Genomic DNA, 25,021 nt, shown 5'->3' with positions numbered 1-25,021 from the left:
TGCTGTGCATGGTGATACCCCTTTCGGAGGTTGATGGAGTGGAGCCGTGGAGCCGCCGACATGGGGCGGTGAGAAAGAGCCTCGGAGTGTCCGGCGGGCTCGGCAACGATTTCGGGTGTCCGGGACAGTCCAGGAATGTCCGCGCAGGTCAGCGGGGGTGTCCGGCACAGGCTCAGCGCACGCTGCGAGCCAGGCCCCGTGGGGTCCACGCCCCGTGGGGCGTGGACCTCTCCGGCGCTGTTCGAGGAGCGGCCGGGCTGGATCAGCGGGCGTAGATGGACCGTGCCTTGATGCGGAGGTCGTCGCCCCACGTCGTGCACAGGGTGGTGCCGCCGGGCTTGTACTGCTTGGTTCCGTTCGCCTGGATCCGCCAGCCGGGGTAGGCGATGAAGCCGCCGCCCTTCTTGTACAGGCCGCCATTGCCGCCGACCGTGTAGCCCGGCAGGTAGTAGTGGGTGCCGCGCGAGGTCACGAGGTACGGGCACTCGTCCCGCTTCTGAAACTTGCCGTAGAACTTCGACTGGCTCAGTGGCTGCGCCGCCGCCGCGTTGACGGCCGAGTCGGTGACGACCGTGCTCGTGCTCGTGGGCTTGGCTGCGGCCAGGGCGTTACTGGTTCCGGCGGTCATCCCGCCGGTCAGCAGACCCGCGGCGACAGCGGCCACCGCCGCCGCGCGGATCCTGGTCACACGTGTGCTGAACATGGTGGTTCCCCCTTTGGTGATTGCTGAAGTGGAGTGCGGCACGGGGCCGGCGGCGCCGGGCGGGCGTACGACTTCCCGGCCCGGCGCCGTTGCGCTCAGTTCTTGTAGTAGGCCGAGACGTAGGAGCCCTGGTTGCCCATGAGGATGATCTTGAGCTTGTCTCCGCGGTGGAACTTGTTCGACCAGACCTTGATGCTGGCGTCGGGGTTGCACACCTTCTTCGTGTCCGCGATGTACCGCCCGGCGTCGACGTTGAGGATGCGCACCCGCATCTGCGCGCGGTCGTTGTAGCACCTCACGAAAGCGCCAGCCCACTTGCCCTTCGCCTTGTAGGGCTGGGACACCCACTTCTTACCGTGGCGGTTGAGGTAGTCGCCGGAGATCCAGCTCCGCCACTGACGGTGAGCCGCCGCCTGCACGGTGGCCGCCCCCTTCGCCGTGTCCGCGGAGCCCCGCACAGAGAGCGGCTGCGGGGTGACAACGCTCGAGGCCGAGGTCGGCGCGGGAGCCGCGATGGCCTCCGCGGCCGGGCCGGCGGCGACCGCCGCACCGCACATGACGGCTGCGATGGCGAGCCCGGTACGCCTGTGTGTGTTCATGATGAATGTGCCCTTCCAGATGAGTGGAGATGTGGAAACCGGTCGGGGTGAACGCCCCTTGGCGTCGGCCCGGTTGGTGCCTGACATCGAGTTCAGCGGCTGCGGAATTGAATGGCAGCCCTGTTCCGCCGGTCTGATCAATGCCTGCGCCCCAGCTCACAGCTCTTGCCGACCCGGCAGGGCGTGCGTAGCTTGGCGGGCGGTCGATCCGCGTCCGGGGGGAGGCGGTAGGGGGAGGAGTGACCGATGGCAGGGCGTCCTGAGAGTCCGCTGGATCCGAGCGCGGGTCCGGTGCAGCGGTTGGCGTTTGAGTTACGGAAGCTGCGGGCGGAGGCCGGCAGCCCTACGTACCGGGCCATGGCCGCGCGTACCGACCACGGCGCGAGCACGCTGTCCCAGGCGGCCGCCGGGGAGCGGCTGCCGAGCCTGCCGGTGGTGCTCGCTTACGTACGGGCCTGCGGCGGCGCCCCTGAGGAGTGGGAGGAACGCTGGCGGCAGGCTGCTGCAGAGGAAGCCGTCGAGCCGCGGGACGATGAGGACGCCGAGCCTCCGTACCGGGGCCTGGCCCGCTTCGAGCCCGATGACGCGGCCTTGTTCTTCGGCCGCGACCAGCTCATCGACGACCTGCTGCACCTGACCGGCCACCACCGGATCACCGCGGTGGTCGGCGCCTCCGGCAGCGGCAAGTCCTCCCTGCTGCGCGCCGGTCTCATCCCGCGCCTACGCACCACCGACAACGCGGACTTACGCCCAGCAGCCCTGCGCGTCATCACCCCTGGCGCCCACCCCCTGCGCGACCACGAGCTGCGGCTTGTCCCCAAAGAGGGCGAGGAGGGGGACACATGGCTGGTCGTGGACCAGATGGAGGAGCTGTACACCCTCTGCACCGACCCGGCAGAACGCACCACGTTCATCGACCGCCTCCTGACCGCTGCCGCGCCAGACAGCCGTCTGCGGGTGCTGATCGCCGTACGGGCTGATTTCTTCGGACACCTGGCCGCCCACCGTCCCCTCGCCGACGCGCTGCGCGAAGCCACCCTCCTGGTCCCGCCGATGAACCGCGACGAACTCCGCGAGGCTGTCGTCAAACCCGCCCAGGCCGCGGGCCTCATCGTCGAGCGCACCCTGACCGCCCGCATCATCGACGAAGTCGACGGCGAACCCGGCGCCCTGCCCCTGATGTCCCACGCTCTGCTGGAGACCTGGCACCGCCGCAAAGGCCGTGCTCTCACCCTCACCGCTTACGAAGCGGCCGGCGGCGTCCACGGCGCCATTGCCCAGACAGCCGAAGACCTGTACACCCACCTCACCCCCGACCAGGCTTCCTGTGCCCGACGGATCCTGCTGCGTCTGATCACACCGGGAGAGGGCGCACAGGACACCCGGCGGCCCGCGCCCCGGGAAGAGCTGGAGACCGACACCTCCCCCGCCACCGCTGAAGTACTGGAGCGCCTGGCGAAAACACGGCTGGTCATCCTCGACGGCCACACCGTGCACCTCGCCCACGAAGCCCTCATCGCCGCCTGGCCCCGGCTGCGCAAGTGGATCGACGAGGACCGCGACCGCCTGCGCCTCCACCGCCAGCTCACCGACGCCGCCCACACCTGGCAGGACCTCGGCCGCGATCCTGGCGCGCTGTACCGGGGCACGCGACTCGCCGCCGCCGAGGAGTCCTTCCCCACAGCTGACGCCGACCTCACCCCTCTGGAACGAGGCTTCCTCACCAGCAGCTCCACCGCCCGCCACCGCGAAGAGCAGGCAACCGCCCGCGCCACCCGACGCCTGCGCCAGTTCGCCACCACCGTCTCGGTCCTGCTCGTGCTCGCCCTGACCGCCGGGCTGATCGCCTGGCAGCAATACCGCAGCAGCGAGCAGCAACGAGACCAGGCGCTCACCGCCCAACAGATCGCGCTCTCACGGCAGCTGGCCGCGCAGTCGGCCGGCCTCCTGGACTCCAACCCCGACCTGGCCTCGCTCCTGGCGGTCCAGGCGTACCGGACCAGTCCCACGAAGGAAGCCACCGCCAGCCTTTTCACCGCTTCGGCTCTTCCTCTCAAGCGCCGACTGACCGGACACACCAAGGCCGTGAACTCGGTCGTCTTCAGTCCGGACGGCCGTACCCTCGCCAGCGCTGGGGAGGACGGGAGGGTCCGGTTGTGGGATGCGGCGACTGGTAGGCCGCGGACCACCCTGACCGGATCCAGCGGGGATATGTGGTCGGTGGCGTTCAGCCCGGACGGCCGACCCCTGGCCAGCGGTGATGGAGGCGGCAAGATCCGGCTGTGGAACGCGGCGACCGGCAGGCCACGTACCACCATGACCGGAGACGCCGACATTGTGAGCTCGGTCGCGTTCAGTCCCGACGGCCGCACCCTGGCAAGCGGGGAATGGGATGAAAAGATCCGGCTATGGAACGCGGCGACCGGCAAACGACGCACCTCCCTGACCGGACACAAAGAGGCCGTCACTTCGGTGGCGTTCAGTCCGGACGGCCGCACCCTCGCCAGTGGCAGCCAGGACATGACAGTGCGACTGTGGGACGTGACAACGGGCAGGCCACGCACCGTCCTGACTGCGCATAACGCCCGCGTGGGCGCGGTGGCGTTCAGCCCGGACGGCCGAACCCTGGCAAGCGCCGGCGACGACATGACGGTGCGACTGTGGGACGTGGCGACGGGCAACCGACGCGCCACCCTGACCGGACACAACGACGACGTTAAGTCGCTGGCATTCAGTCCGAACGGCCGCACCCTGGCCGGCGGTGGGAGTGACGGGAAGGTCCGGTTGTGGGACGTGACGACCGGCAAACAACACACCACGCTGACCGGACACACCGACACCGTGGTGTCGGTGGCATTCAGCCCGGACGGCAGGACCCTGGCAAGCGGCGGCGACGACAAGACCGTCCGGCTGTGGGATGTCACGAAGGACAGGCCGCGGACCACCCTGAGCGGACACAGCGAGGGTATGTGGTCCGTGGCGTTCAGCCCGGACGGCCGCACCCTCGCCAGCGGAGAATGGGATGGAAAGATCCGGCTGTGGAACGCGGCGACGGGCAGGCCGCGCGCCACCATGACCGGAGACGCCGACAGCGTGGACTCGGTCGCGTTCAGTCCCGACGGCCGCACCCTCGCCAGCGGCGGGTGGGACGGAAAGATCCGGCTGTGGAACGCGGCGACCGGCAAACAACACACCACCATGACCGGACACACCGACATCGTGGCATCGCTCGCGTACAGCCCAGACGGCCGCACCCTCGCCAGCGGCGCCAGCGGCGACATCGACACCACAGTGCGGCTGTGGGACGTGGCGACCGGCAAACAACGCGCCACCCTGACCGCACAAGGCAAAGGGGTGACGTCGATCGGCTTCAGTCCGGACGGCCGTACGCTGGCCAGCGGTGAGGACGGCGGGAAGATCCGGCTATGGGACGTGGCAACCGGCAAGCCACGCGCCACCATGACCGGAGACGCCGACGTCGTGGAGTCGGTCGCGTTCAGTCCCGACGGCCGCACCCTCGCCAGCGGCAGCTTCGACAAGACCATCCGACTGTGGGACGTTGCCACCGGCAGACCACGCGCCACCCTCACCGGACACACCGGGAGCGTGGGGTCAGTCGCGTTCAGTCCCGACGGCCGCACCCTCGCCAGCGGCAGCGCCGACACGACAGTGCGACTGTGGGACGTGGCCACCGGCAGACCACGCACCACCCTCACCGGACACACCGACGACGTGGCATCGGTCGCGTACAGCCCAGACGGCCGCACCCTCGCCAGCGGCAGCATGGACGGCACAATCCATCTACGGAACGTCTCTCTCCCCGGCCCAGCCTCTTCCATCAGGCACGTTTGCCAAGCGGTCCAAAGGTCCTTCACCCGCAGTGAACGGTCGCTCTACCTCGCGGACCAACCCACCAGCCCCGTGTGCCGATCCTGAAACTCACCCGTCGGTCCACTCTCCGTCGCGCATCACATGCCTGCCCTTGAACTCATGCTCCCCATGCGATGCCTGTATCACCTGCGGAAGCACCTTGAAATACGCGTAGGAGGCGTGATCCTTCCGCGGGTCCCAGCCCCACCTCCGCACAAACGCGTCCGCCGCGGCGGGCGGCACCTCCTCCGCGGTGAAGGTTTCCACCCGCCCGTCGATCAGAACGACATCCCGCGTATCGCCCAGCGCAAGCCGAACCCGGCCCGATTCCCGCAAGTTGCGCCCGGTGGGGTTGGTGAGTCTGGTCGACATCCACATCGCCGCGCCGTCCCAGAGGAACCACAGCGGCACCAGACACGGCAGTCCGTCCGCATCCGCCGACGCGACCCAGACGTCTTCCTCTGTCCGCAGTCTTTCGAGTACGTCACGCCGCCGTTGTTCAGCGCTGCGCGGTTCCTTGGCGATGGTCATGTCCCGGGACGGTACTGAACACGAGGCCCGAACACCTCGGGCCGTGGTCCTAGAGCCACAGCCCGAGTCCGCCCGCCTGCGGTGCTTTCCACTGACGGTGGCAGCCTTGGCAAAGCAATGCGTCCCACACGTCCCACCGAGGCCGGAGCCGACAATCGCCATGCGCCAAACCCTGGCCACCATCCTGAACGCGGCGGCACACGGGCACTTCCCACCGCCCGACGGCGGCACGACCGTGGTGCCGCAACCGAGCCACCGCGATGCCGGGGTGATCTCGTTCACCGCGCACTCCGTGGTGTTCACCGACGAGGATCCGCAGTGGGTACGCGCCGCGCTGGCCTCCCTCGACTGCGACGAGTTGGCGGCCACGATGCATCCGCGCTTCTTGGCGGCGTTTCTGGACCGTACGGGGCGGTCGACCGACACCATAGACCTGCTCACCGTGGCGAGTGCCCTGCCGGGCGACCCCCCGCTGGCGCTGCGCGAGCTGGCCGACCCCGATCACCCGCGCGTGTCCAGGGCGCGTAAACGCCGGGACGATGTCCAGGTCTGGGCAGCTGACGGGGGTGTGGTCATTCTCGGCCGGGGCGTGGCCGGGCGCTGGGAGACGGCGATCGAGGTGGACGAGGGCGTACGCCACCGGGGCCTGGGCCGGGCGCTGGCCACGGCCGCGCGGCAGCTGGTGCCGGACGGCGAGCCGGTCTGGTCGCAACAGGCCGCGGGCAACGCGCGCAGTGTGCGCGCCTTTCAGGCGGCGGGCTTCCGGCCGGTCGGCGCCGAGGCGCTGTTCACCGCGGCGTAGGCGCATCTGGCGTCAGCCGGACGTGAACGCGGGCGTCCGGAGCACCCGACCCGATCGGGCACAGGATGTCGGGTCCCGGGGGATGCGTGCTGCCTAGCGTGGTGAGCGCACGAGAGGAAGGAAACCGGACGTGCTGGATCGGCTCAACCAGGCCATGGAGCACATCGAGCGCCACCTCGACCAGTCCATCGACGGGGCGGGGCTGGCGCGTATCGCGGCCACCTCGGAGTACCACCTGCGCCGGATGTTCTCGGCGCTGGCGGGGATGCCGCTGTCGGAGTACATCCGGCGGCGTCGGCTCACCGTCGCGGGGGCCGAGGTGCTTGCGGGGGATGAGTCGCTGCTGGAGATCGCGGTGCGCTACGGCTACGGCTCGGGGGAGGCGTTCGCGCGGGCGTTCCGGGCGATGCACGGTGTCGGGCCGGGTGAGGCACGGCGCAGCGGTGCGGCGCTTGTCTCTCAGCCGCGGTTGACCTTCCGACTCACCATCGAAGGGAGCAGCAGTATGCGTTATCGCGTTGTGGACAGACCGGCTTTCAGTGTCGTCGGCTTCAAGGCCCGGGTGCCGCTGGTGCACGTGGGGCCGAACCAGGCGCTCATCGACTTCATCCGCGGGATCGAGCCAGGGACCCTGGAGCGTCTGGAGAAGCTGTCGGACCTGGAGCCGCAGGGCATCGTCGCGGTCTGCGACGACCTGGACCCGAGCCGCGCCGAAGGCACCGAACTCGACTACTACCACGGGGTGATCACCTCGGCGGTCGCGCCGCCCGAGGGTACGGCCGTCCTCCCCGTTCCGGCCGGTAGCTGGGCGGTCTTCACCACTTCCGGGCCGGCGCCGGAGGCCATCCAGTACCTGTGGCGTGACGTGTTCACGGAGTGGTTCCCGTCGAACCCGTACCGCAGCCGCCCCGGCCCGGAGATCCTGCGCACCCGGCTGTCGCCGGACAAGGCCGAAGCCGACGCAGAGCTGTGGCTTCCGGTGGAGCGGGAGCGGGAGGGGAGCTGACCGACAGGGGTGCGAGCGTGCCGACTCCCGAAGAGGCGCTGTACATCGGCGAGTTGACCCGTGTGGGCGGGGTGAGTTCCCGTAACGTCACGGGCCTGGTCGACACGCTGGGAACGCGCCCGGGTCGAGCAGTACCTCAACGCGAGACACAACGGGACACGAGGAGCAACTGGAAACGCCATGACCGCCGAGACGCTGACCCGACGCACCCGTACAGCCGCGGCCGGCCCGCCTCGCGACGAGGCGAGACGGTGACGAAGCCGCCGCCCGGTCGTGGCTGTGCGGGTTGCGCGGTGGTCGCGGCCCAACTGGTCCTGGTCGCGATGCTCTTTGTCGGGGCCTGGGCCGAGGAGTACTTCTCCTGGGATCCGGAGCACATACCAGGACCCGTCGGCCCGTACATCGTGAAGATGGGCGTGGTGGCCGTCGTCGCCGCCGTGGCGGGGGTTGTAGCCGGTGTACGCGGCGCGGGGGCGGCGGCCTACGGCCAGGCGGTGGTCGTGGTCATCACCCTCGTCGCCATGGCGGTGACGAACACGATGGGCGCGAGCGCGCATGAGGACCAGCACAAGCGGGAGTGTTATTCGACCCCGGACACCCCGAAGTGCGCGGACGTACGGTGAGGGCCGCCCCCGGGGCATCCCGGGGTCACAGCTCCCACACCCCCTTGACCAGCGTGGACAGCCCGCCGCCCAACGCGATCAGGAGGACCAGCAACCGGGCGCCCCGCTCCGGGACGCGCTCGGCGAGCGCCCTGCCGATGACCGCGCCCGCCGCCATTCCGACCACCGCCAACGCCCATACGCCCGACTCCAGTCGGGGAACACCGTTGGCGGCGATGGAGAAGGCGTTCACCACGATCCCGTAGAACTGCGCGTTCGGTACGAACTCGCGGACGGCCCAGCCCGCGTTCAGGGCGTACAGGGACACGGGTGGGCCGCCGACCCCGGCCGAGGAGTTCATGAAGCCCCCGGCGGCGCCCGCGGTCAGCGCTCCCTTGACGCCGCTCAGGGCGGGTACGCGTGTGCCGGCCATGACGAGCAGGACGGCCACGGTGACCAGGCCGCCCATGACGGCGAGGAGGACGGGTTCGGGCAGGTGGGCGGCGACCCAGGTGCCGGCCGGGACGGTGCAGGCGGAGGCGGCGACCAGGGGGACCATCGCGTTCAGCCGCACCTGCCGCCAGCCGCCTCCGGCGAGGCCCACCGCGCAGATGGCGCCGGCCGCGCAGTTGGCGAGGGCGACGCCCGACGCCGGGCCGAGCAGCAGGACGAGCGCGGGCACGGCGACGAGGGCGAATCCCATCCCCGTCAGCCACTGCACGGACGCGCCCACCAGGACGACGCCGCCGAGTAGCAGTTCCGCCGCCCCAACGTTCATGGCCGGAAGCTTCTCATGGCCTGTTCCTCAGGGGCTCAGGGGCAGGTGACCACCTGGCCCGCCCACGACAGGCCGCCGCCGAAGGCGAGCAGCAGCACCGGGGCGCCCGAAGGCAGGTCGCCGCGTGCCGTCAGCTTGGACAGGGCGAGCGGGACGGACGCGGCGGAGGTGTTGCCGGACTCGACGACGTCCTGGGCGATCACCACATCCTCGGGGAGGTCGAGTTGGCGTACGACGGCCTCGATGATGCGGAGGTTGGCCTGGTGGGTGACCACGCCCGCGAGGTCGGCGGGGGCGAGGCCGGCGCGGTGGCAGGCTTCGCGGGCGATGGCGGGGAGTTCGCCGGTGACCCAGCGGAAGACGGTCTGGCCCTCCTGGGCGAAGTACGGGTGCCAGTCGTCGACCAGGCGTACGGCGTCGCCGCGGGTGGGGTCGGAGCCCCAGGCGACGGGGCCGATGCCGGTGTCCTCGGCGGCACTGATCACGGCGGCACCCGCGCCGTCGCCGAGCAGTACGCACGTACTGCGGTCGGTCCAATCCGTCACGTCGGACATCTTCTCGGCGCCGATGACCAGAGCATGGCGGGCGGCACCCGCCCGTACGGAGTGGTCGGCGCAGGCGAGGGCGGTGCAGAAGCCCGCGCAGCCGTTGTTCAGGTCGAAGGCCACGGCGGACGGAATGCCGAGGCGGCCCGCGACCTGGGCGGCGATCGACGGGCAGCGGTCGATCGCGGTGCAGGTGGCCACGGTGATCAGACCGATGTCGGAGGACTGAAGTCCGGCTCCGGCGAGCGCCTTGCCCGCGGCGGCGGTCGCCATGTCGGTGACCGACTCGCCGGTCGCGGCGATACGGCGGGTGGCGATGCCGGTGCGGCGGCGGATCCATTCGTCGCTGGTGTCGACCATCGTCGACAGCTCCTCGTTGCCAAGCACGCGCGAGGGCTGGTAGTGCCCCAGGGCGGCGATGCGACTTCCCGACGGCGACGGCGACGGCGACGGCGACGGCGACGGCGACAGCTTCGGCGACAGCGACAGCGACACGGCGGTTCTCCTCGGTTCGACGTACGGCAGACCGTGCCGCGGAATATAGCAACCGATCGATCGGAAGCTAAATAGGATCCGGCTGGGTATGCTGACGCCATGAGCCCACGCAAGTCGGTCGCCGAGGCCCGCAGAACTCGGGAGCGCATCACGGAACGCGGTGTCGCCATCGCTTCCGTCGAGGGCCTGGAAGGGCTGACCATCGGGCGCCTCGCCACCGACCTGGGGATGAGCAAGGCCGGTGTGCTCGGCCACTTCGGCACCAAGCAGGCGCTGCAACTCGCCACCCTGGACGCCGCGGCAGCCATCTACTCCCGGCTGGTGTGGGAGCCCGCGCAGGGCGCGCAGCCCGGGCTGCCCCGGCTGCGCGCCATCTGCGAGGCGTGGATCACCTACCTGGAGACGGCCCGCGACACCTTCCCCGGCGGCTGCCTCTTCACCACCGCCTCCATCGAGTTCGACGCCCGCGACGGGCTCGTACACGACGCGGTGGCGCGGCTGTTCGGGATCGGGCGGCGCCGGCTCGCCGCCGAGGTGCGTACCGCCGTCGCGGCGGGCGAACTGCCGGCCGACACCGACCCGGAGCAGATCGCCTACGAGCTGGTCGGCCTCTACATGGCCCTCAACCAGGAGATCCAGCTCTTCGCCGCGCCCGAGGCCGCGGAACGCACCCGCCGCGCCCTGAATCGGATCCTCGCGTCGCGCTAGTCGCGGCCACAGGAGTGGTCACAGCAGCGGTCTGACCACCGCACGGGCCAGAGCCTCGGCCTGGGAGCGCGGGGCGGCATCGGCGTCCGGGCCCTGGGCGTAGTAGCGCAGGAACGCCTCCTGGAAGCACGCGCCGATCAGCAGCGCCGCGGACGCCTCCGGGTCCGCGTCCGCGGCGATGCGGCCGAGGTCTTGTTCGGCCCGCAGGTAGGCGGCGAAGCCGGCGACCGCCTTGTCGGGGCCGCCGCCGTGCCGGTCCATCGCCACCCGGTGTGCCGCCATGCGCCGCGGATCGGCCAGGAGAGCGCCGAGCATCGGGATCGACCGCTGGTAGAAGTGCAGGACCGCGTGGGCGAGCTCCGCAAGGTTCTCCTCGACGTCGCCCGCGCCCGGACGGACCGAGACGCCGGACAGGCCGGGCAGCCGTTCCTCGAGGACGGCGAGCAGCAGCCGCTCCTTGTCCCCGAAGTACTTGTAAAGCGTGGGCTCCGATACGCCTGTGGTCTGCGCGATCTCCTTGGTCGTGGCGTGTACGACACCACGGGTACGGAGGATGTCCGCCGCCGCGTCCAGGATCCGCTCCCGTGTGCTCACCACTGCTCTCCCAGTCTCGATTTGACAGTTAGTAAACACTAGCCCACCCTAGGGGTTAGTGTTCACTAGCCCACGGGATCTAGGGGGTCATCGTGCATATCACCGTTTTCGGTGCGACCGGCGGAACTGGACAGCACCTCGTAAACCAGGCACTTGAGGCCGGTCATCACATCACCGCGGTCGTCCGGGACCCGGCCCGCCTGCCGCAGGCCGACCACCCGCGACTCGAGGTCGTAAAAGCGGTCGTAGAAGCCGACCTCCAGCACCTCGACGCGATCACGGAGGCGGTGAAGGGACAGGACGCCGTCGTATCGGCCCTGGGCCCGCGCGGCAAGGACGACATCACGGTGTGCAGCGACGGCGCCCGCGCGATCATCACCGCGATGCGGGCCACCGACAGCCGCCGGTTGATAGTCGTCACGGCCAGCGGCCATATCGTCGACGAGGGCGACGGGCCGTTCACCCGGAACATGGTCAAGCCCATGCTGCGGCGGTTTCTGCGGGACGGCTTCGCCGACTTCGCCCGTACCGACCAGGCCGTCAAGGCCAGCGGCCTGGACTGGACGATCATGCGGCCGCCCCGCCTCACCGACGGCCGCCGCCGCGCCTACCGCACCGCCACCGACCGCAATGTGCGCGGCGGCATCACCATCGCACGCGCCGACCTTGCCGACGCCATCCTCACCGCGGCGGCCGACCCGGCCACCGCGGGCCACACCGTCGCCCTGGGGTACTGAGCACGCGGCTCTCCGCCGCCTCTCAGGTGCCCGCTCTCAGGTGATGGCCGCGTCGCCGTGGGCCTCAAGCACCTTGCGCAGGCCCGTGGCGATCTGCTCGCACTCGTCGCGGTCGAGGGCGCCGAGGATCTTGGCGTAGTTGCGCAGATGCGCGGCCATCACAGCGTCGATGAGCTCCTGGCCGCGCTCGGTCAGCTGGATGAGGACGGTGCGCCGGTCACCGCCCTCACGCACCCGCTCGACCAGCCCCTTGGCCTCCATACGGTCGATGCGGTTGGTGATGGCTCCGGAGGTCACCATGGCGGCTTTGAGGAAGGCACCGGCGGTCAGGGCGTAGGGCGGGCCCGAGCGGCGGAGTGTGGTGAGGACGTCGAACTCGCCCGGCTCCAGGCCATGTTCGGCGCAGAACGCCTTGAGCGACTTGTCGACGATGCTTTGCACCCGCTGTACGCGGCCGAGCACCTGGACCGGCCAGAGCTCGTCCGCCAGCTCGGGGCGCTCCTTCACCCATTGCTCGACGATGAGGTCGATGACGTCGCTCATCGGCGCTCCCCTCGGCTTGCTCGGTCTTCCTCAGCGTAGACCTTCTCAATGTTAAGACACTTGACGCCGCACAAGCAGGCTTGCTTTTATCTCAACGTTGAGAGAATCAACCTTGAGGCACTTAAGGCAAATGAGACGGGGGAATCGTTGTCCACCACCGCAAGACCGGACCCACGCGGTGCCGCTGCCGGCACGAGCACCGCTGCCACCGGCACGAGCACTGACCGAAACCGCCGAGTCCCCGTGCTCTGGCTGGCGTTGCTGGCCACCCCGGTCGCCGCCGGGGCCAACGCCCCGGTCCTGATCCTCGACGACATGGGCCGTTCGCTCGGCGTCGGCACGGCGACCGCCGCCTGGCTGGTCACCGCGTTCGCGTGGGCCATGACGGTGGGGATGCCGCTGATGGCGACGCTGCTACGGCGGCGCGGGGCGCGGGCGGCGCTGCGGGCCGGGGCGGGTCTCGTGCTCGGCGGCACCGTGGTGCTCATCGCGTCGCCGTGGCTACCGCTCACCCTCGTCGGGCGCGCCGCGCAGGCCGCCGGCGCGGCGGGGCTGATCGCGGTGGCCATGAGCCTGGCGGGCGACGCCCGGCGGATGGGTGTGATCAGCGCCGGGTTCGGCATGCTGGGCGCCTCCGGCCCCCTGCTCGGCGAGCGCATCACCGAGGCGGTGTCCTGGCGGGCGGCGCTGGCGGTGTCGGTGCTGGCACTGCTCGCCGTACCGGCCGTCGGGCGCCACATCGCCAAGGCCACGCCCGCCGAAGGCCCGCCGGCTGAGGGCTCGCCCGCCGAAGGCCCGCCGGCTGAGGGCTCGCCCGCCGAAGGCCCGGCCGCCAAGGCCACACCCGCCGAGGGCCGCTTCGACACCCGGGGCGCGCTGCTGCTCGCGACCCTGGCCACCGGTCTCATCCTGCTGCCCACCTATCCGCTGCCCGCCATCGGCGTGGCGGTGTGCGCGGCCGTACTGCTCGCCCTGCACATCCGCCGCCACCCGGACGGGTTCGTACCGACAGCGGTGCTGCGCACCCCCGTCTTCCGTACAGCGGCGCTGCTCGCGCTCACGCTCTCCACGTCGTACTTCGTGCTGCTGTTCTCAGTGCCACGGCTGATCGCCCGACGGGCCGACTGGTCGACGGGCGCGGTGGCCACGGGCCAACTGGTGGCCCTGCTCACCGGTTCGGCCCTGGCCCTCGGCTTCGCGGCGATCTCCGCGCGGCTCGGACGGGTCCGGGTGCGGGCGGTGCTGCTCACCGTCGGGACCCTGGCCGCGACCACGGCGGCGTGGGCCCACAGCGCACCCGCGCTCCTCGCGGCGGCGGGCGCGGCGGTCTTCTGCGCGACGGGCGCCAACGCCACCCAGTCCATGGACGCCGCCTCCGCCGTCCCGCCCACCCAACGCCCCACCGCCATCGGCCTGTTCACCCTCGGCTACCAACTGGGCGGGGCGCTGGGCCCGGCGCTGGCCACGCTGCTGGTGCTGAGCTGAGCACCCGCGCCGCCCATCACCCGCGGCGCCGCTCGATCCGGTCCAGGAGCTCCAGGGACCCGGTCAGCCGGGGGTCGCCGATGTCGCGTTGGAGGGCGATGGTGCGGGTCAGTTCGGCCAGGGCGGCTGCGGGATCGCCCTGGCGGTGGTGGGACTGGGCCAGGAGGTGGCTGGCGCGGGACATGGCCCAGACGTGGTGACAGGCGGGGTCGGAGGCGGTGTGGAGGGCGGTGGTGGCGAGGGTGGTGGCGGTGTGGGGGTCGTCGGGGAGGGCCAGTTCGGCATTTTCGAGGAGCAGGGCGAGACGGTGGAGGCCGAAGCCGCACTGCTCGGCGGTGCGGAGGCCCTCGCGGAGGGCGGTGCCGGCGAGGGTGGGGTGGCGCTGGGCGCGGGCGAGGCGGGCGCGGGCGAGGTGGAGGAGGCAGAGGTGTTCCTGGGAGCCGGAGGTGACGATCCACTGGGTGGCCTTGTCCAGCAGGCTCTGGGCCATGACGAGGTCGCCGGAGTGGCAGGCGAGGGTGGCCTCGATCAGGTCGTAGCGGGCGACCTCGTCGTTCCAGTCGGCGCCCTGGGAGGTGTCGGCCAGTTCCGAGCGGGCGCGGGAGACGTAGGCGCGGGCCGGTTCGGGGAGGCCGGCCTCCAGGAGGCATTCGGCAGGGGAGAGCGGGAGGCCGAACCAGACGGGGGCGTCGGCCAGTTGGTCGATGGGCAGGGCGCCGGTGAGGGCGCGGGAGACGGCGAGGATGGGGTCGCGACGGCTGCCGCGCAGGAGGTCGGCCACCTCGGCGAGGCGGCCTCTGAGGGTGCCGATCATGGCGAGCCACCAGCTGTCGTCCGGGTCGATACGGGCCAGAGCGGCGGGGAGGTCGCCGATCGCGCGGTAGCACCAGAGGAGGCCGCCGGGGTCGGGGCAGGTGGGGAACTCCTCCAGGACCCGGACGCAGCGGCTGTACTGGCCGATCTGCCAGGCGAGGTGCTGGTAGCCGCCCATGCGGAGCCGGTAGACCTCCTCGGCCTCGGCGACATGGCCGGCCGCGAGCGAGTGGTGGACCAGCTCTTCGAGGAGGTCCAGGGTCTCGGGGTGGTCGGGGGGCAGTACGCCGGGGCCGGTGACCAGGGCGCTGTAGTGGCGGCGTATGGCCTGGTGGACGGAGCGCGGGTCGGTGAAGGAGCGGTAGAAGTGGTCGCGGACCGCGGGGTGGACGGTGAACAGGCCGGCGGATTCGTTCAGGACGAGGTGGAGTTGGCGGAGGTGGCGCAGGGCGGCGAGGACATCGCGCAGGTCGAGGCCGTGCAGCGGGCCCGCGATCTGGGGGTTGGTGGCGCGGGTGAAGACGGAGTGCAGCTGCTCGGCGGACGCGCCGAAGCGGAAGATGCACAGCCGGGCGAGCAGGGCCGTCTCCCGCTCGCTGAGCGCCGTCTCGTACGCGTCGAGCACCCGCGCCAGCCGCCGCTCCTGCGGCTCTCCCGAGTCGGCGCGCGGCTCGGGCAGGGAGGCGGCGCCGGCCGGGTCGGCAGCGGCGTATTCGACCAGGTAGCCGCTGAGGTGGTCGAGGGTCAGCGCGTGGGCGCCGTACTCGTCGATCAGTGCGTGCAGTGCATCGTCGTCGCCGCGTACGCCGCGGTCGCGGATCAGGGACACCGCGTCCTCGCGGCACAGCTGGTCGATGTCGAGCCAGGCGTAGCCGCGACCGTGCCAGGGCGCCAGCCGGGGCAGCGGGAGGCGGCTGGTGATCAGGCACTTGGTGGCGCCCAGGCCGTCGGCCAGGCGGTCGATGACCTGGGCGAGCAGCCGGTCGGTCAAATCGCCGAAGACGCCCTGACGGTCGGTGGCCGGGCGCTGCACCCGCTCCAGGCCGTCCAGCACGAGCAGCCTGCGGCCGGGCCCGGTGAGGAGTTCGGTGAGCAGGTAGAAGGTGCCCATGGGGCTGCCGCGCGCGATCGCGCCACCGCTGAAGTAGGCGTAGGCGACCTCCAGGAACTCCTTGACGTCCTGGTTGAGGTAGAAACTCCAGATGAACAGCTCGTCGGGCGGCGGGTCCCCCGCTGTCCTCAGCCGGGACAGGAACTCCCCCGCCAGCGCGGTCTTCCCCGCACCGCCAAGACCGAGCAGCGCCAGCACGCCCGGCTCGCCGTCCTGCCAGAAGCGGCTGAGCGCGGCCAGTTCGTCCGCGCGGCCGACGAAGCTGGGGGCGGGGGGCAGGGCGTGGATGATGCCCGCCGTCAGGGGGCGTTTCGGCGGTACGGGCTCGGGGGCCGCGTCGCGTGGGGCCTGTGAGTCCCATGAGTCCCGTGAGTCCCGTGAGTCCCGTGAGTCCCGTGAGGGCGCGGCGAGCGCTTCGGCGTGCGCGGCGACGGCCTGCCCGTTGATCTCGGCGACGCGGGCGACGAGCGCGCCGAGCTCGTGCCGGTCGTGGCACCAGGCGACCAGCCTGCGGATGCACTCGCGGCGGCTCATGGCCGCCGCGAGCTCCCGGTACACCTCCGGGTAGTGGTCGAAGCACAGGTCCCGGATCTCGTCCTCGGACAGCGCCCGGTCGATCAGGGCCCGTACGGCGCCCGCGTTGCGCACGGCGCCGTACGCGTCGCTTCGAGGATCGCCGCGGGGGTCGCCGTACGCGTCACCGTACGCGTCACCGTGGGGGTCGCCCGTCATCGCGTCGCCGCGGGCGCGAGGCCCTTGCGGCACAGCCGGAAGCCGATGTTGGGGGTCATATGCGCGCCCCAGCCGCCCTTCCGCCAGCTGCCCGCCTCACGGGACATCCGGAAGGACACCGTGACCGCCTCGGCGCAGTCCGCCCAGGAGCCGCCGCGCAGCACCCGCTCCTGCCCCCGGGCGGGCCCGGTCGGGTTGGTCCCCGGGCCGGTCCGGTAGTACGCCGCGTCGTACCAGTCGGCCGTCCACTCCCACACCCCGCCGCTCATCCCGTACAGCCCATAGCCGTTGGCCGGCAGGCGCCGCATGGGCAGGATGGCGAACTGGTCGAAGCGGTCGAAGTCGCAGCGCTCGTGGGTCGGGGGCGCGTCGCCCCAGGGGTAGCGGTGGCCGGGCAGGCCGCCGCGCGCTGCCCGCTCCCACTCCGCCTCGGTCGGCAGGCCGTATCGGACCTCGCGGGTGGACAGCCGCTCGCACAGCTCCTCGGCGTCCTGCCAGGACACGCTGACCATGGGTTTACGGTCGTACGCCCATGGGCGCCGGGGGTCGTCCCGGCGCGGGGTGCCGAACAGGGTGCGGGAGTCGACCTGCTCGCCGTCTCCGTTGACCCAGGCGTGGCTCGGCGCGTGGGCGTGCCAGTCGGTGGCGCGGACGGTCGCGTCCTCGCAGTACTGGAGGCGGATCTTGTTCGCCTCGTGCAGATACCAGCTGGGGTCCAGCGCCGCGCTCCGCTTCCGCTTCCGCTTCTCCCGGGGCATTCCGGCGGGCGCCGGCTCCCAGTCCATGAGGTCGCAGAAGGCCGCCCAGCTGACCGGGGTCTCGGACAGCCAGTAGTCGTCGAGCCGGACCGGGTGCACCGGGCGCTCGTCCGGGTCGCCGTCGGCGGAGCCCATCGCGAAGGAGCCGGCCGGGACATAGCGGAAGAGGATGCCGTGCTCCTCCACCGCCATCCGGTCCAGCAGGGCGCCGCGGGCCTCGGCGATCTCGGAGTCGGCCGGCGCGACCATGCGCGCGCGGTCGTACGCGGTGGCGGCGGTGCGCAGATCGCCCTGGGCCTCCAGCTCGCGGGCGAGCCGCAGCAGCTCGGGGGCGCTGCCGGTGGCGGTGTGGTCGGTGCGCAGCCATTCGTACGCGGAGCCCGTCCCGTAGGCGGAGCCCGTCTCGTGTTCGGATCCCATCGCCCCTACCCGCACGATCCGTGGCAGCCGCGCCCGCGCGAGCGGGCCGATACATCGAGGATGACGAGCGGATTGCGGACCGCCGATCCCGAGCGCGCCTCCGCCTGGACCTGTTCGGCGATCCAGGGGTCGGGGGCGTTGACCGAGCCGGCCAGGACGAGGGAGCGAGCGCGGCAGCCGCCCGCGAAGGTGGCGGTCTGGCCGTGGCCGCTGGCCGGGTCGGTGTGCGGAAGGGCCCGTATGGCCTGGAAACCGGCGCTGTGGTGCCAGATCTCGGCCAGGGAGGTCTCCCGTACGTTGGCGGCGACGAAATCCGGGCCGAGGAAACTGCACGGGTTGACGTCGCCGGACACGGACACGGAGCACACGAGGTTTCCGGCGCCGCAGCCGTAGTTCTGGTGGATGACGGACTGCGTCTCCTGCCGGGAATGCGGGCTGAACGGGTCGATGTGATGCAGAGCCACGGGATCGCCGGGGCTGGCGGGGTTACCGGGGCTTGGGCCGCCCAGTCGGGACAGGCCGTTCAACGCCTCGGTGTAATCCGCGAAACTCGGCATCAGCTCCTGATTCCGCTCGGCGACGCCGACCGGGTACAGCGGCCGGAACACCGCGGTGTCCGCGCCCACTTCATGCGCGAGTTCGGCGCACGCGTCGATCTCGTCGAGATTGGTCCGCATGATGGTGAACGCCAGGGTGAAACGGGCGTGTTCACGGAGGACCGCGAGGCGGTCGAGCACCTTGGCGAAGGTGCCGGACCCGCGCACCCGGTCGTTGGTCTCGGCGGTCGCGCCTTCCAGGCTGACATTCAGCCAGACCAGCTCGCGCTTCCCGAATTCCTTGGCGATGTCCTCCGTGATGAGCAGGCCATTGGTGGTGATGCACGGGGCCAGGCCATGCTCCAGGGCCAGATCGATGATCTGGAAAATATCCTTCCGCAGCAGCGGTTCACCGCCTGTGAGCCCGAGCCGGAAGGCGCCGAGCCGCGCCATTTCGGCGAACAGCCGGTCGATCTCCTCCAGGTTCAGCCGCTTCTCGCGGCGCGGGAGGTCACCGGCGAAACAGTGGGTGCAGCCCAGGTTGCAGGAAGCGATGACCTCCAGATGGACCGCCAGCGGGCCGGTGAGATGGTCCGGCGGCACGTCCAGGTCATCGTGGACGGCACCGGCGAACCGGCCGTCGACGGTGAAGAACCCCAGGTCGTAGAAGTGCTCGAAGAACCGCTGGAGCCGGCCGCACCGGTCCGCGTCGTCCGTCTCCGCGAGCAGGCGGTCGATGGGGTGCGTGCGCAGCCGCCTCAGGACGTCCGTGGCCTCGGCATCGAAGGGCAGATATCGCGACGTACGGCGGTCGAAGACCAGGCTGCCGAAGAATTGCGGGATGAGCACCAGCGGGGCCCGTTCCGGCATCGTTAACCTCCGTGAATTGTCAGGCCGCGCCCGGATCGGAAACGTTGAAGACCTTACGGACCCAGACCCGGCCGCCACCGCCACCGGCACCGGCAGCGGCACCGGCACCGGCACCGGCACCGGCACCGGCACCGGGAATCCCCAGGCCGGCCGCGCCGAATTCCCTCAGCTTTCGAACCCGATAAGGCTCGGCATTCCGCTCCGGATCCTCCGGCGGCCGCCGCTCGGACCGCTCCACCATGGGCCGCCAGCCGTCGTCGTCGAAACCGGGGCGCGTCCAGGCGTCGTCCTCCGGCTCGTCGAGGCAGTATTTCCAACTGCCGTCCGCCGCCGAGAGCACGGACGTCTGCTCGCCCCTGTCAGAGGCCGTGGTCCGCACGTGGATGTCGTCATCCTGCTTGTAGAGCCCGGCGAACATCAGCGTGGTGTACGCGGGGTCGTACGCGGCTATCTCGAACGCGAGGACGTGCGTACCGAAAGGGACCAACGGGCGGGACGAGGAGGGCGCCGTGCCGTCGAGATACATCTCGCCCGGGCCGTCCGTCTCCAGCCACATGGTGAAGGGAACTCCGGCCCGCGGATTGCGCCACCGCAGCACCACGCCGCCGCATCCGGCGGGCACCTCGCAGTGTCCGTGTTCCTCGAGGATGAAATGCGGTGATGTCTTGGCGTACCGCGACAGGGAATTGAGTTTCAGCTCACGCTCGTCCATGCTCACCTCTCGTCTCGGTTTTCCAGGCGGTCGGTGAACTCGCGGTGCCTGACGGGGTTGACCTCGCCGACCCGTCGTACGAGGTCCGGTAGCCGATCACGCCGCGCACAGTACTCGATCAGCCGTAGCGTCTTTTGTGATTTGCTCATGCCCTGGGCGAACTCGCCGTACACCGAAGGGAAATGGTCGAGGCAGAGTGCGTTGAGTTCATCGTCGTCCAGGGCGTCCATGACCAGTCGGCGTACGTCCCCCGGCTGATAGGAGGGGGGTGCGGGGGCCGGAGACGCGGCGACGGGCGGGGTGGCGGCGAGCCGGGCGATGATCCCGTACGCCGCGCTGTTGGGGTCCTCGGCGATCAGGCCGACCAGGCGCCGCAGCCTCCTCTGGTCCGCCGCCCGGCGCAGGACCTGCGGCCACACCTCCGCCATGGGCGCCGTCCACGCGAACTCGGCGGCGCGCATCCCCGCCGCGAGCACGAAGGCCCGTACCTCGGAGCCCTGGTCGTATGCGGTGAGGAGCGCGACGAGCAGTTCCCGCGCCTGTGGATCGTCGGCAGCGAAAGGGACGTTGTCCAGCAGACTCATATCTCTTACAGCACCCCCGCCGAGGCAAGCCCCTCCGCCACCCGGGATATCCGGCGTCCCTGATTACGGAATTCCCGCTTCCCCAACTCCTCGACGGCCACCCACCGATGGTGCAGCCCGACCAATTGCCACCGTTCGTTGAAGACGGGCGAGCCGGAGGAACCGGCCTCCGTATCCGTCCAATACTGGATCACATCGTCATCGACATGGCGGACGATGTTGTGGTGCATCCCTATCTTCTTCACCCCGCCGTTCGGGTGCTGAATGATGGAGACCCGCTCGCCGACCGAGACCGGTTCGGAATCCGCCAATTCGACGACGGGAATATCGTCCGGCAGCGGCCCGTCCGCCCGGATCACGGCCCAGTCGTGCGCCGGGTCGCCGGTGATCGTCTCGGGGCGGCAGCGCACCACGGTATGGGCGCGGTGCCGGGCGGCGGTGTCGAGCTCGTAGTGCAGCCATGCCTCGACGCGCGTCGCGGGGCCAAAACCGGGGCCGGGACCAGGACCGGTGCCAGGACCGGGGCCGAGGCCGATGTCGTAGAGGACGTGGTGATTGGTCAGCAGCAGGTCCTCGCCGATCCGGAACGCGGTCCCGTAGGCCCGGCCGCTCTCCAGCGTCACCAGCAGCCGCACCACGGCCGGGGCGAGCTCGACCCCGCGCCGCATGAACGCCACGTCGAGCAGGGTCGGCTGGTCGAAGATCTGCCGCTCCCATGCGTCGCGGGCGTCGAACCCTTTCCAAGCGACCCCCGAATCGACGGCCGCCGGGGCCTCCACCACCGGCTCCGCCGCCATCAGCTCGCGCAGCCGATGCGCCACCGCCTCATCGTTTTCCGCCACTTGTTCGAGCAGCGCGCGGAGTCGATTCTGGTTACGGGCCTTGGTGATCAGGTCGTGCCAGACGGAATGCATCGGCCGACCCCATGCGACCGTCGCCGGTTTCACTCCCGCCCGCACCGCGAACTCGACGACCGGACCTTCCCGGAAATGGATACCCGCGAGGAAGTCGTGGAGTTCACGCGACTCCGGTCTGCTCCAGTCAAAGGGCAGTGTGTCGAGAAAATGCGGCACGGTTCCCAGCATAGGGGAGACATACGACGCGTCCCGGGCCGGAACCGTAACGGTTCAGTGGCTCAGTGGGTGACCGAGACGGTCACGTTGAGAGTTCCTTTGTTGTCGTCCAGGCAATCATCGTTGATGCTCCGGGGTTCACCTTGCAGCTCTGGGCGAAGTCCAAGCTCTGGTCGTCGCCACCGCCCACCACGTCCGTTTCCGGCCCCGTCGGCGATCGTCGTCGCGGCCGTCATCGCGACCGATGGGCAGGGGGCCGGCGCTGATGGCGGTCGGCTCCCAACCGCCCGCCCAGGAGGCCGGATCGCCCGCATGCGTCCGGGTCTCCGCGTCCGCGATGAGGTTCGACGTCCGTACGGCGTCAGCCGACGCGGACAGCACGGTCTGCGCGGCCGGCAAAGGCCGTACGTCCGGTGGCGACCCGCGTACAGCGGCAGCGGGCCGGGGTCCGTGGCGCCGTCCGCGACGCGCCGCAGGGCGTCCCGCACCATGGCCGCGGACGGCCGCTGCTCGGGCGCCTTGCGCAGCAGGGCCTCCAGCACCGGCCGCGGCGGCCCGACCCGCTCCGGGATCATCGGCTCCCCGAACGCCACGGCGTGGAGCGTGGCGACGCGCGAAGTACGCCCGAAGGGCGACTCCCCCGAGCTGATGACACACAAGGTCGCGCCCAGCGACCACAGGTCGGACGCGGGCCCGACCGCGTCCCCGTTCAGCCGCTCCGGCGCCATGAAGTCGGCGGATCCGACCAGTTCTCCGGTGCTCGTCAGGAACTCGCCGTCATCCAGGATCGCGATGCCGAAGTCGGTGAGCACCGCACTGCCGTCCCGGCGCAGCAGCACATTGGCGGGCTTGACGTCGCGGTGCAGCGCTCCGGCGGCATGGACGGCCTCCAGGGCGCCGAGCATTTGCAGCCCGAGGACGGCGGCCCGCCGCGGCGGCAGCGGCCCGTGGTCCGCGAGCAGGCGGACGAGCGATGGGCCGTCGATGCGGCGCAGCAGCCGTCCGTGCTCCTCGCCGCCGTCGGTGAAAATGTGCAGTTCCTTGACGGCCACCTCGCGCTCCAGCACCCGGTCACGCGCGCGCCAGACAGTCCCCATACCGCCCCTGCCGAGCCGGTCCAGGAGCAGATACCGGCCGGCGATCAGCCGTCCGGCGCCCAACTTCAGGCCCAAGTCCCGATTTGATCTCATACGGCGTGGACGCCCACGCCTTGCCCGGTCGGGCCACTAGCGTTCGCGGCGGTATTCGCCCGGATATACGGCCGGAAGATGGACAGCCGGAAGGAGCCAAGGAATCGTGGCGGACCAGGACAAGGTGACCGTACGACTCAGCAGCCTCCCCGAGACCCTGTTATGGAACCTCTACCACCGGGCGTACGAGGCCCGGCAGCCCCGGACGGTGCTCCACGACCCCAAGGCCATCGAGCTCGTCGACCGCCTCGACTTCCCCTTCGAGAAGACCTTCGGCCCGCCCCACCCGCTGCTCGCCCAGGGCCAGGCGCTGCGCGTACGGTCCTTTGACGCCGCCGTACAGTCCTTCCTCGACGATCACCCGACCGGCACGGTCGTCAACCTCGCCGAGGGCCTGGAGACCCAGTTCTGGCGGATCGACAACGGCCGGGCGCACTGGCTGGGTGTCGAGCTCCCGGAGACCGCCGAACTGCGCCGCGCCCTGCTGCCGGACACCGAGCGGCGGCGCACCCTGGCCCAGTCCGTGCTCGACCTGTCCTGGATGGACGAGGTCGACACCGAGGGCGGTGTGCTGCTCACCGCCCAGGGGCTGCTGATGTATCTGCGCCCGCCCCAGGTGCGGGAGCTGATCGCGGCGTGCGCCGAGCGGTTCCGGGGCGGGGCGCTGGTCTTCGACGCCGTGCCCCGCTGGCTCAGCGTCGGCACCCAGCGCGGCGAGAAGCGCCCCGCGCGGGGCTACCGCATGCCTGGCATGCCATGGGGCCTGAACGCCGGTGAACTGGCGAAGGTGCGTACGGCCCACCCGGGCGTCGTCGACGTGCGCGAGCTGCGTCTGCCGCGCGGCCGGGGCCCGTACTTCGGGGCGCTGACGCCGGTGCTGTACCGGCTGCCCGCCCTGCGGAACATGCGGCCGACGATGACCGCCATCGCGCGGTTCGCCTGACGGGCGCGCGTACGTTCAGGCGTCCGGGGCGGGGTCGCCGTTCGGCGACCCCGCCTGAAGGACGGAGCCAACGGGTGCGCCCCGAGCCGTGGACCTCTGCGCACGGCCCGCAGCGCGTCGTTCGGTGCGTGCACCTAGGTCGTCCTGACACCCAAAGCCAGCCCCAACCCGCACCTGCCGCCGTGCCAGTGCTCACGCTGCGCGCCAAAGGCAGTGCGATCCAGTACGCGTGCCTGACCAGGCAGAGACCCCGCAGAATGGACGGATGAGCACGCCCGTCGACCCCGCCGTCGCCCTCGCGCCCCGGCTGCCGTCCCCGCTGCAGCGGGTGCGCGACGAGCGGCTGGCCGGGCGGGGCGTGGAGCTGTGGCTGAAGCGGGACGATCTCGTGCACTCGGCGGTGCCCGGTAACAAGTGGCGGAAGCTGGCCCTCAACCTGAAGGCCGCCCTCGACCAGGGGCACTCGCGGCTGCTGACCTTCGGCGGCGCGTACTCCAACCACATCCGCGCCGTGGCCGCCGCCGGGGCCGCGGTGGGGCTGGGGACGGTGGGGGTCATACGGGGCGATGAGCTGGCCCGGGCGGAGCGCAACTGGTCCCTGGCGCGGGCCGAGGGGTACGGGATGGAGCTGGCGTTCTGGGACCGGGCGCGGTTCCGGGAGACGCTGCGCGGGCTGGCGGAGCCGGAGACGGTCCGGGACCTTGAGGAGCGGTGGGGCCGGTGTTACGTGCTGCCGGAGGGCGGTACGAACGTGGCGGCGGCGCGCGGGGCCGCGGAGATCGTCTCGGAGCTCGTCGCGGACCTGCCCGGCCTGGGGCCGGGCGATGTGGTGTGCTGCGCGGTGGGCACCGGGGGCACGCTGGCCGGAATCGCCGCCGCGCTCCCCGAGGACGCCCGGGCGCTGGGGGTCGCGGTGGTCAAGGGCGCCCGGTATCTGGACGGCGAGGTGGCGAGTCTGCACGAGCGGGGGTGGGGGCGCACCTTCGCGAACTGGGGGATCGACCACGACCACCACGGCGGCGGCTACGGCCGCGTCCCCGCCGAGCTGGCGGCCTTCGCCGAGGACTTCGAGGCGCGGCACGGCCTGGCCCTGGAGCGCCGCTACGTCGCCAAGATGCTGCGGTGCGTATACGACCTGGCGGGTGGTGAGCGGCTGCCGCCGGGGAGCCGGGTCACGGCCGTGATCACGGGGCCGGCGGATCCCGTCCAGTGAGTTCGTGGTGGCTTTGGGGGGCGGGCAAGGCGGGGGGGGGGGGCCCCCAACCCCCACCCAAAACCGCC

General features: G+C 71.1%; 23 protein-coding genes. 9 read left to right on the top strand and 14 right to left on the bottom strand.

Annotated elements, in window-relative coordinates; translation table 11 throughout:
- Positions 1-262: 262 nt before the first annotated feature.
- Positions 263-703, bottom strand: coding sequence for a hypothetical protein (locus tag ACFV2X_RS36120; protein ID WP_385624959.1), 441 nt, complete (start codon positions 701-703; stop codon positions 263-265).
- 95 nt (positions 704-798) lie between these two features.
- A complete protein-coding gene (locus tag ACFV2X_RS36115; protein ID WP_385624956.1) occupies positions 799-1,302 on the bottom strand; it encodes a hypothetical protein in 504 nt (167 codons plus the stop codon).
- Between the two features lie 246 nt (positions 1,303-1,548).
- Between ACFV2X_RS36115 and ACFV2X_RS36110 the strand changes: the two genes are divergently transcribed.
- Positions 1,549-5,238: a helix-turn-helix domain-containing protein gene (locus ACFV2X_RS36110; RefSeq protein ID WP_385624954.1), complete on the top strand. Its 3,690-nt coding sequence runs from the start codon at positions 1,549-1,551 to the stop codon at positions 5,236-5,238.
- Between the two features lie 3 nt (positions 5,239-5,241).
- Here ACFV2X_RS36110 and ACFV2X_RS36105 read toward each other — a convergent pair whose 3' ends face one another.
- Positions 5,242-5,703: a pyridoxamine 5'-phosphate oxidase family protein gene (locus tag ACFV2X_RS36105; RefSeq protein WP_385624951.1), complete on the bottom strand. Its 462-nt coding sequence runs from the start codon at positions 5,701-5,703 to the stop codon at positions 5,242-5,244.
- 160 nt (positions 5,704-5,863) lie between these two features.
- Between ACFV2X_RS36105 and ACFV2X_RS36100 the strand changes: the two genes are divergently transcribed.
- From ACFV2X_RS36100 to ACFV2X_RS36090, 3 genes are all read left to right on the top strand, one after another.
- Entirely contained in the window at positions 5,864-6,505 is a 642-nt protein-coding gene (locus tag ACFV2X_RS36100; RefSeq protein WP_385624949.1) for a GNAT family N-acetyltransferase, read from the top strand.
- 130 nt (positions 6,506-6,635) lie between these two features.
- Positions 6,636-7,511, top strand: coding sequence for a helix-turn-helix domain-containing protein (locus ACFV2X_RS36095; protein WP_385624948.1), 876 nt, complete (start codon positions 6,636-6,638; stop codon positions 7,509-7,511).
- A gap of 251 nt (positions 7,512-7,762) precedes the next feature.
- Positions 7,763-8,134 (top strand): DUF6234 family protein, encoded by a 372-nt coding sequence (locus tag ACFV2X_RS36090; protein ID WP_385624945.1) that lies wholly within the window; start codon positions 7,763-7,765, stop codon positions 8,132-8,134.
- 25 nt (positions 8,135-8,159) lie between these two features.
- Here the strand turns inward: ACFV2X_RS36090 and ACFV2X_RS36085 are convergent, their stop codons facing one another.
- Together ACFV2X_RS36085 and ACFV2X_RS36080 are read right to left on the bottom strand one after the other, a co-directional pair.
- Positions 8,160-8,891 carry a TSUP family transporter gene (locus ACFV2X_RS36085; RefSeq protein ID WP_385624942.1) on the bottom strand — a complete coding sequence of 244 codons (732 nt, stop codon included), beginning with the start codon at positions 8,889-8,891 and terminating at the stop codon, positions 8,160-8,162.
- Between the two features lie 35 nt (positions 8,892-8,926).
- The gene (locus tag ACFV2X_RS36080) at positions 8,927-9,925 is read right to left on the bottom strand and encodes a beta-ketoacyl-ACP synthase III (protein ID WP_385625128.1); all 999 of its coding nucleotides are present in this window, start codon (positions 9,923-9,925) and stop codon (positions 8,927-8,929) included.
- 105 nt (positions 9,926-10,030) lie between these two features.
- On the opposite strand from ACFV2X_RS36080, the gene ACFV2X_RS36075 reads away from it, so the two are divergent.
- Complete coding sequence (locus ACFV2X_RS36075; RefSeq protein ID WP_385624939.1) at positions 10,031-10,639, top strand: TetR/AcrR family transcriptional regulator; 609 nt, start codon at positions 10,031-10,033, stop codon at positions 10,637-10,639.
- A gap of 18 nt (positions 10,640-10,657) precedes the next feature.
- Here ACFV2X_RS36075 and ACFV2X_RS36070 read toward each other — a convergent pair whose 3' ends face one another.
- Positions 10,658-11,233 carry a TetR/AcrR family transcriptional regulator gene (locus tag ACFV2X_RS36070; RefSeq protein ID WP_385624936.1) on the bottom strand — a complete coding sequence of 192 codons (576 nt, stop codon included), beginning with the start codon at positions 11,231-11,233 and terminating at the stop codon, positions 10,658-10,660.
- Between the two features lie 92 nt (positions 11,234-11,325).
- Between ACFV2X_RS36070 and ACFV2X_RS36065 the strand changes: the two genes are divergently transcribed.
- Positions 11,326-11,970 (top strand): NAD(P)-dependent oxidoreductase, encoded by a 645-nt coding sequence (locus ACFV2X_RS36065; RefSeq protein ID WP_385624933.1) that lies wholly within the window; start codon positions 11,326-11,328, stop codon positions 11,968-11,970.
- 36 nt (positions 11,971-12,006) lie between these two features.
- Here the strand turns inward: ACFV2X_RS36065 and ACFV2X_RS36060 are convergent, their stop codons facing one another.
- Entirely contained in the window at positions 12,007-12,513 is a 507-nt protein-coding gene (locus tag ACFV2X_RS36060) for a MarR family winged helix-turn-helix transcriptional regulator (protein ID WP_385624930.1), read from the bottom strand.
- Between the two features lie 243 nt (positions 12,514-12,756).
- Between ACFV2X_RS36060 and ACFV2X_RS36055 the strand changes: the two genes are divergently transcribed.
- The gene (locus ACFV2X_RS36055) at positions 12,757-13,998 is read left to right on the top strand and encodes an MFS transporter (RefSeq protein WP_385624928.1); all 1,242 of its coding nucleotides are present in this window, start codon (positions 12,757-12,759) and stop codon (positions 13,996-13,998) included.
- A gap of 16 nt (positions 13,999-14,014) precedes the next feature.
- On the opposite strand, the gene ACFV2X_RS36050 is transcribed toward ACFV2X_RS36055, so the two are convergent.
- The 7 genes from ACFV2X_RS36050 to ACFV2X_RS36020 all read right to left on the bottom strand — a co-directional run bounded on the left by ACFV2X_RS36050 (position 14,015) and on the right by ACFV2X_RS36020 (position 22,779).
- On the bottom strand, positions 14,015-16,687 hold the full coding sequence (locus tag ACFV2X_RS36050) for a hypothetical protein (protein ID WP_385624925.1): 2,673 nt from the start codon (positions 16,685-16,687) through the stop codon (positions 14,015-14,017).
- Complete coding sequence (locus tag ACFV2X_RS36045) at positions 16,651-17,832, bottom strand: formylglycine-generating enzyme family protein (RefSeq protein ID WP_385624923.1); 1,182 nt, start codon at positions 17,830-17,832, stop codon at positions 16,651-16,653. Before ACFV2X_RS36045 ends, ACFV2X_RS36050 begins: the two co-directional genes overlap by 37 nt.
- Positions 17,833-17,837: 5 nt before the next feature.
- Complete coding sequence (locus tag ACFV2X_RS36040; protein ID WP_385624920.1) at positions 17,838-19,238, bottom strand: radical SAM/SPASM domain-containing protein; 1,401 nt, start codon at positions 19,236-19,238, stop codon at positions 17,838-17,840.
- A 19-nt stretch (positions 19,239-19,257) separates the two neighbouring features.
- A complete protein-coding gene (locus tag ACFV2X_RS36035) occupies positions 19,258-19,950 on the bottom strand; it encodes a hypothetical protein (protein WP_385624917.1) in 693 nt (230 codons plus the stop codon).
- Positions 19,951-19,952: 2 nt separating this feature from the next.
- Positions 19,953-20,534: an effector-associated domain EAD1-containing protein gene (locus ACFV2X_RS36030; protein WP_385624915.1), complete on the bottom strand. Its 582-nt coding sequence runs from the start codon at positions 20,532-20,534 to the stop codon at positions 19,953-19,955.
- Between the two features lie 5 nt (positions 20,535-20,539).
- Entirely contained in the window at positions 20,540-21,607 is a 1,068-nt protein-coding gene (locus tag ACFV2X_RS36025; protein ID WP_385624913.1) for a trypsin-like peptidase domain-containing protein, read from the bottom strand.
- A 62-nt stretch (positions 21,608-21,669) separates the two neighbouring features.
- Positions 21,670-22,779 carry a serine/threonine-protein kinase gene (locus ACFV2X_RS36020; protein WP_385624911.1) on the bottom strand — a complete coding sequence of 370 codons (1,110 nt, stop codon included), beginning with the start codon at positions 22,777-22,779 and terminating at the stop codon, positions 21,670-21,672.
- 124 nt (positions 22,780-22,903) lie between these two features.
- Here ACFV2X_RS36020 and ACFV2X_RS36015 point away from each other — a divergent pair, with 124 nt between their 5' ends.
- Positions 22,904-23,740, top strand: a complete 837-nt coding sequence (locus ACFV2X_RS36015; RefSeq protein ID WP_385624908.1) for a class I SAM-dependent methyltransferase — start codon at positions 22,904-22,906, stop codon at positions 23,738-23,740.
- Positions 23,741-24,005: 265 nt separating this feature from the next.
- The gene (locus ACFV2X_RS36010; protein WP_385624906.1) at positions 24,006-24,953 is read left to right on the top strand and encodes a 1-aminocyclopropane-1-carboxylate deaminase/D-cysteine desulfhydrase; all 948 of its coding nucleotides are present in this window, start codon (positions 24,006-24,008) and stop codon (positions 24,951-24,953) included.
- Positions 24,954-25,021: the final 68 nt, after the last annotated feature.

The organism is Streptomyces sp. NPDC059679 (genome assembly GCF_042734105.1).
Taxonomy (GTDB): domain Bacteria; phylum Actinomycetota; class Actinomycetes; order Streptomycetales; family Streptomycetaceae; genus Streptomyces.
The sequence above is the reverse complement of the archived record's forward strand: the minus strand, read 5'-3'. Positions and strand labels throughout refer to the sequence as shown.

Excerpts from the sequence above, each read along its gene's own strand:
- ACFV2X_RS36075 (WP_385624939.1), top strand. The coding sequence starts at position 10,031 with ATGAGCCCACGCAAGTCGGTCGCCGAGGCCCGCAGAACTCGGGAGCGC.
- ACFV2X_RS36105 (WP_385624951.1), bottom strand. The coding sequence starts at position 5,703 with ATGACCATCGCCAAGGAACCGCGCAGCGCTGAACAACGGCGGCGTGAC.
- ACFV2X_RS36085 (WP_385624942.1), bottom strand. The coding sequence starts at position 8,891 with ATGAACGTTGGGGCGGCGGAACTGCTACTCGGCGGCGTCGTCCTGGTG.
- ACFV2X_RS36010 (WP_385624906.1), top strand. The coding sequence starts at position 24,006 with ATGAGCACGCCCGTCGACCCCGCCGTCGCCCTCGCGCCCCGGCTGCCG.
- ACFV2X_RS36045 (WP_385624923.1), bottom strand. The coding sequence starts at position 17,832 with ATGGGATCCGAACACGAGACGGGCTCCGCCTACGGGACGGGCTCCGCG.
- ACFV2X_RS36110 (WP_385624954.1), top strand. The coding sequence starts at position 1,549 with ATGGCAGGGCGTCCTGAGAGTCCGCTGGATCCGAGCGCGGGTCCGGTG.
- ACFV2X_RS36100 (WP_385624949.1), top strand. The coding sequence starts at position 5,864 with ATGCGCCAAACCCTGGCCACCATCCTGAACGCGGCGGCACACGGGCAC.
- ACFV2X_RS36030 (WP_385624915.1), bottom strand. The coding sequence starts at position 20,534 with ATGAGTCTGCTGGACAACGTCCCTTTCGCTGCCGACGATCCACAGGCG.
- ACFV2X_RS36035 (WP_385624917.1), bottom strand. The coding sequence starts at position 19,950 with ATGGACGAGCGTGAGCTGAAACTCAATTCCCTGTCGCGGTACGCCAAG.
- ACFV2X_RS36115 (WP_385624956.1), bottom strand. The coding sequence starts at position 1,302 with ATGAACACACACAGGCGTACCGGGCTCGCCATCGCAGCCGTCATGTGC.
- ACFV2X_RS36060 (WP_385624930.1), bottom strand. The coding sequence starts at position 12,513 with ATGAGCGACGTCATCGACCTCATCGTCGAGCAATGGGTGAAGGAGCGC.
- ACFV2X_RS36120 (WP_385624959.1), bottom strand. The coding sequence starts at position 703 with ATGTTCAGCACACGTGTGACCAGGATCCGCGCGGCGGCGGTGGCCGCT.
- ACFV2X_RS36040 (WP_385624920.1), bottom strand. The coding sequence starts at position 19,238 with ATGCCGGAACGGGCCCCGCTGGTGCTCATCCCGCAATTCTTCGGCAGC.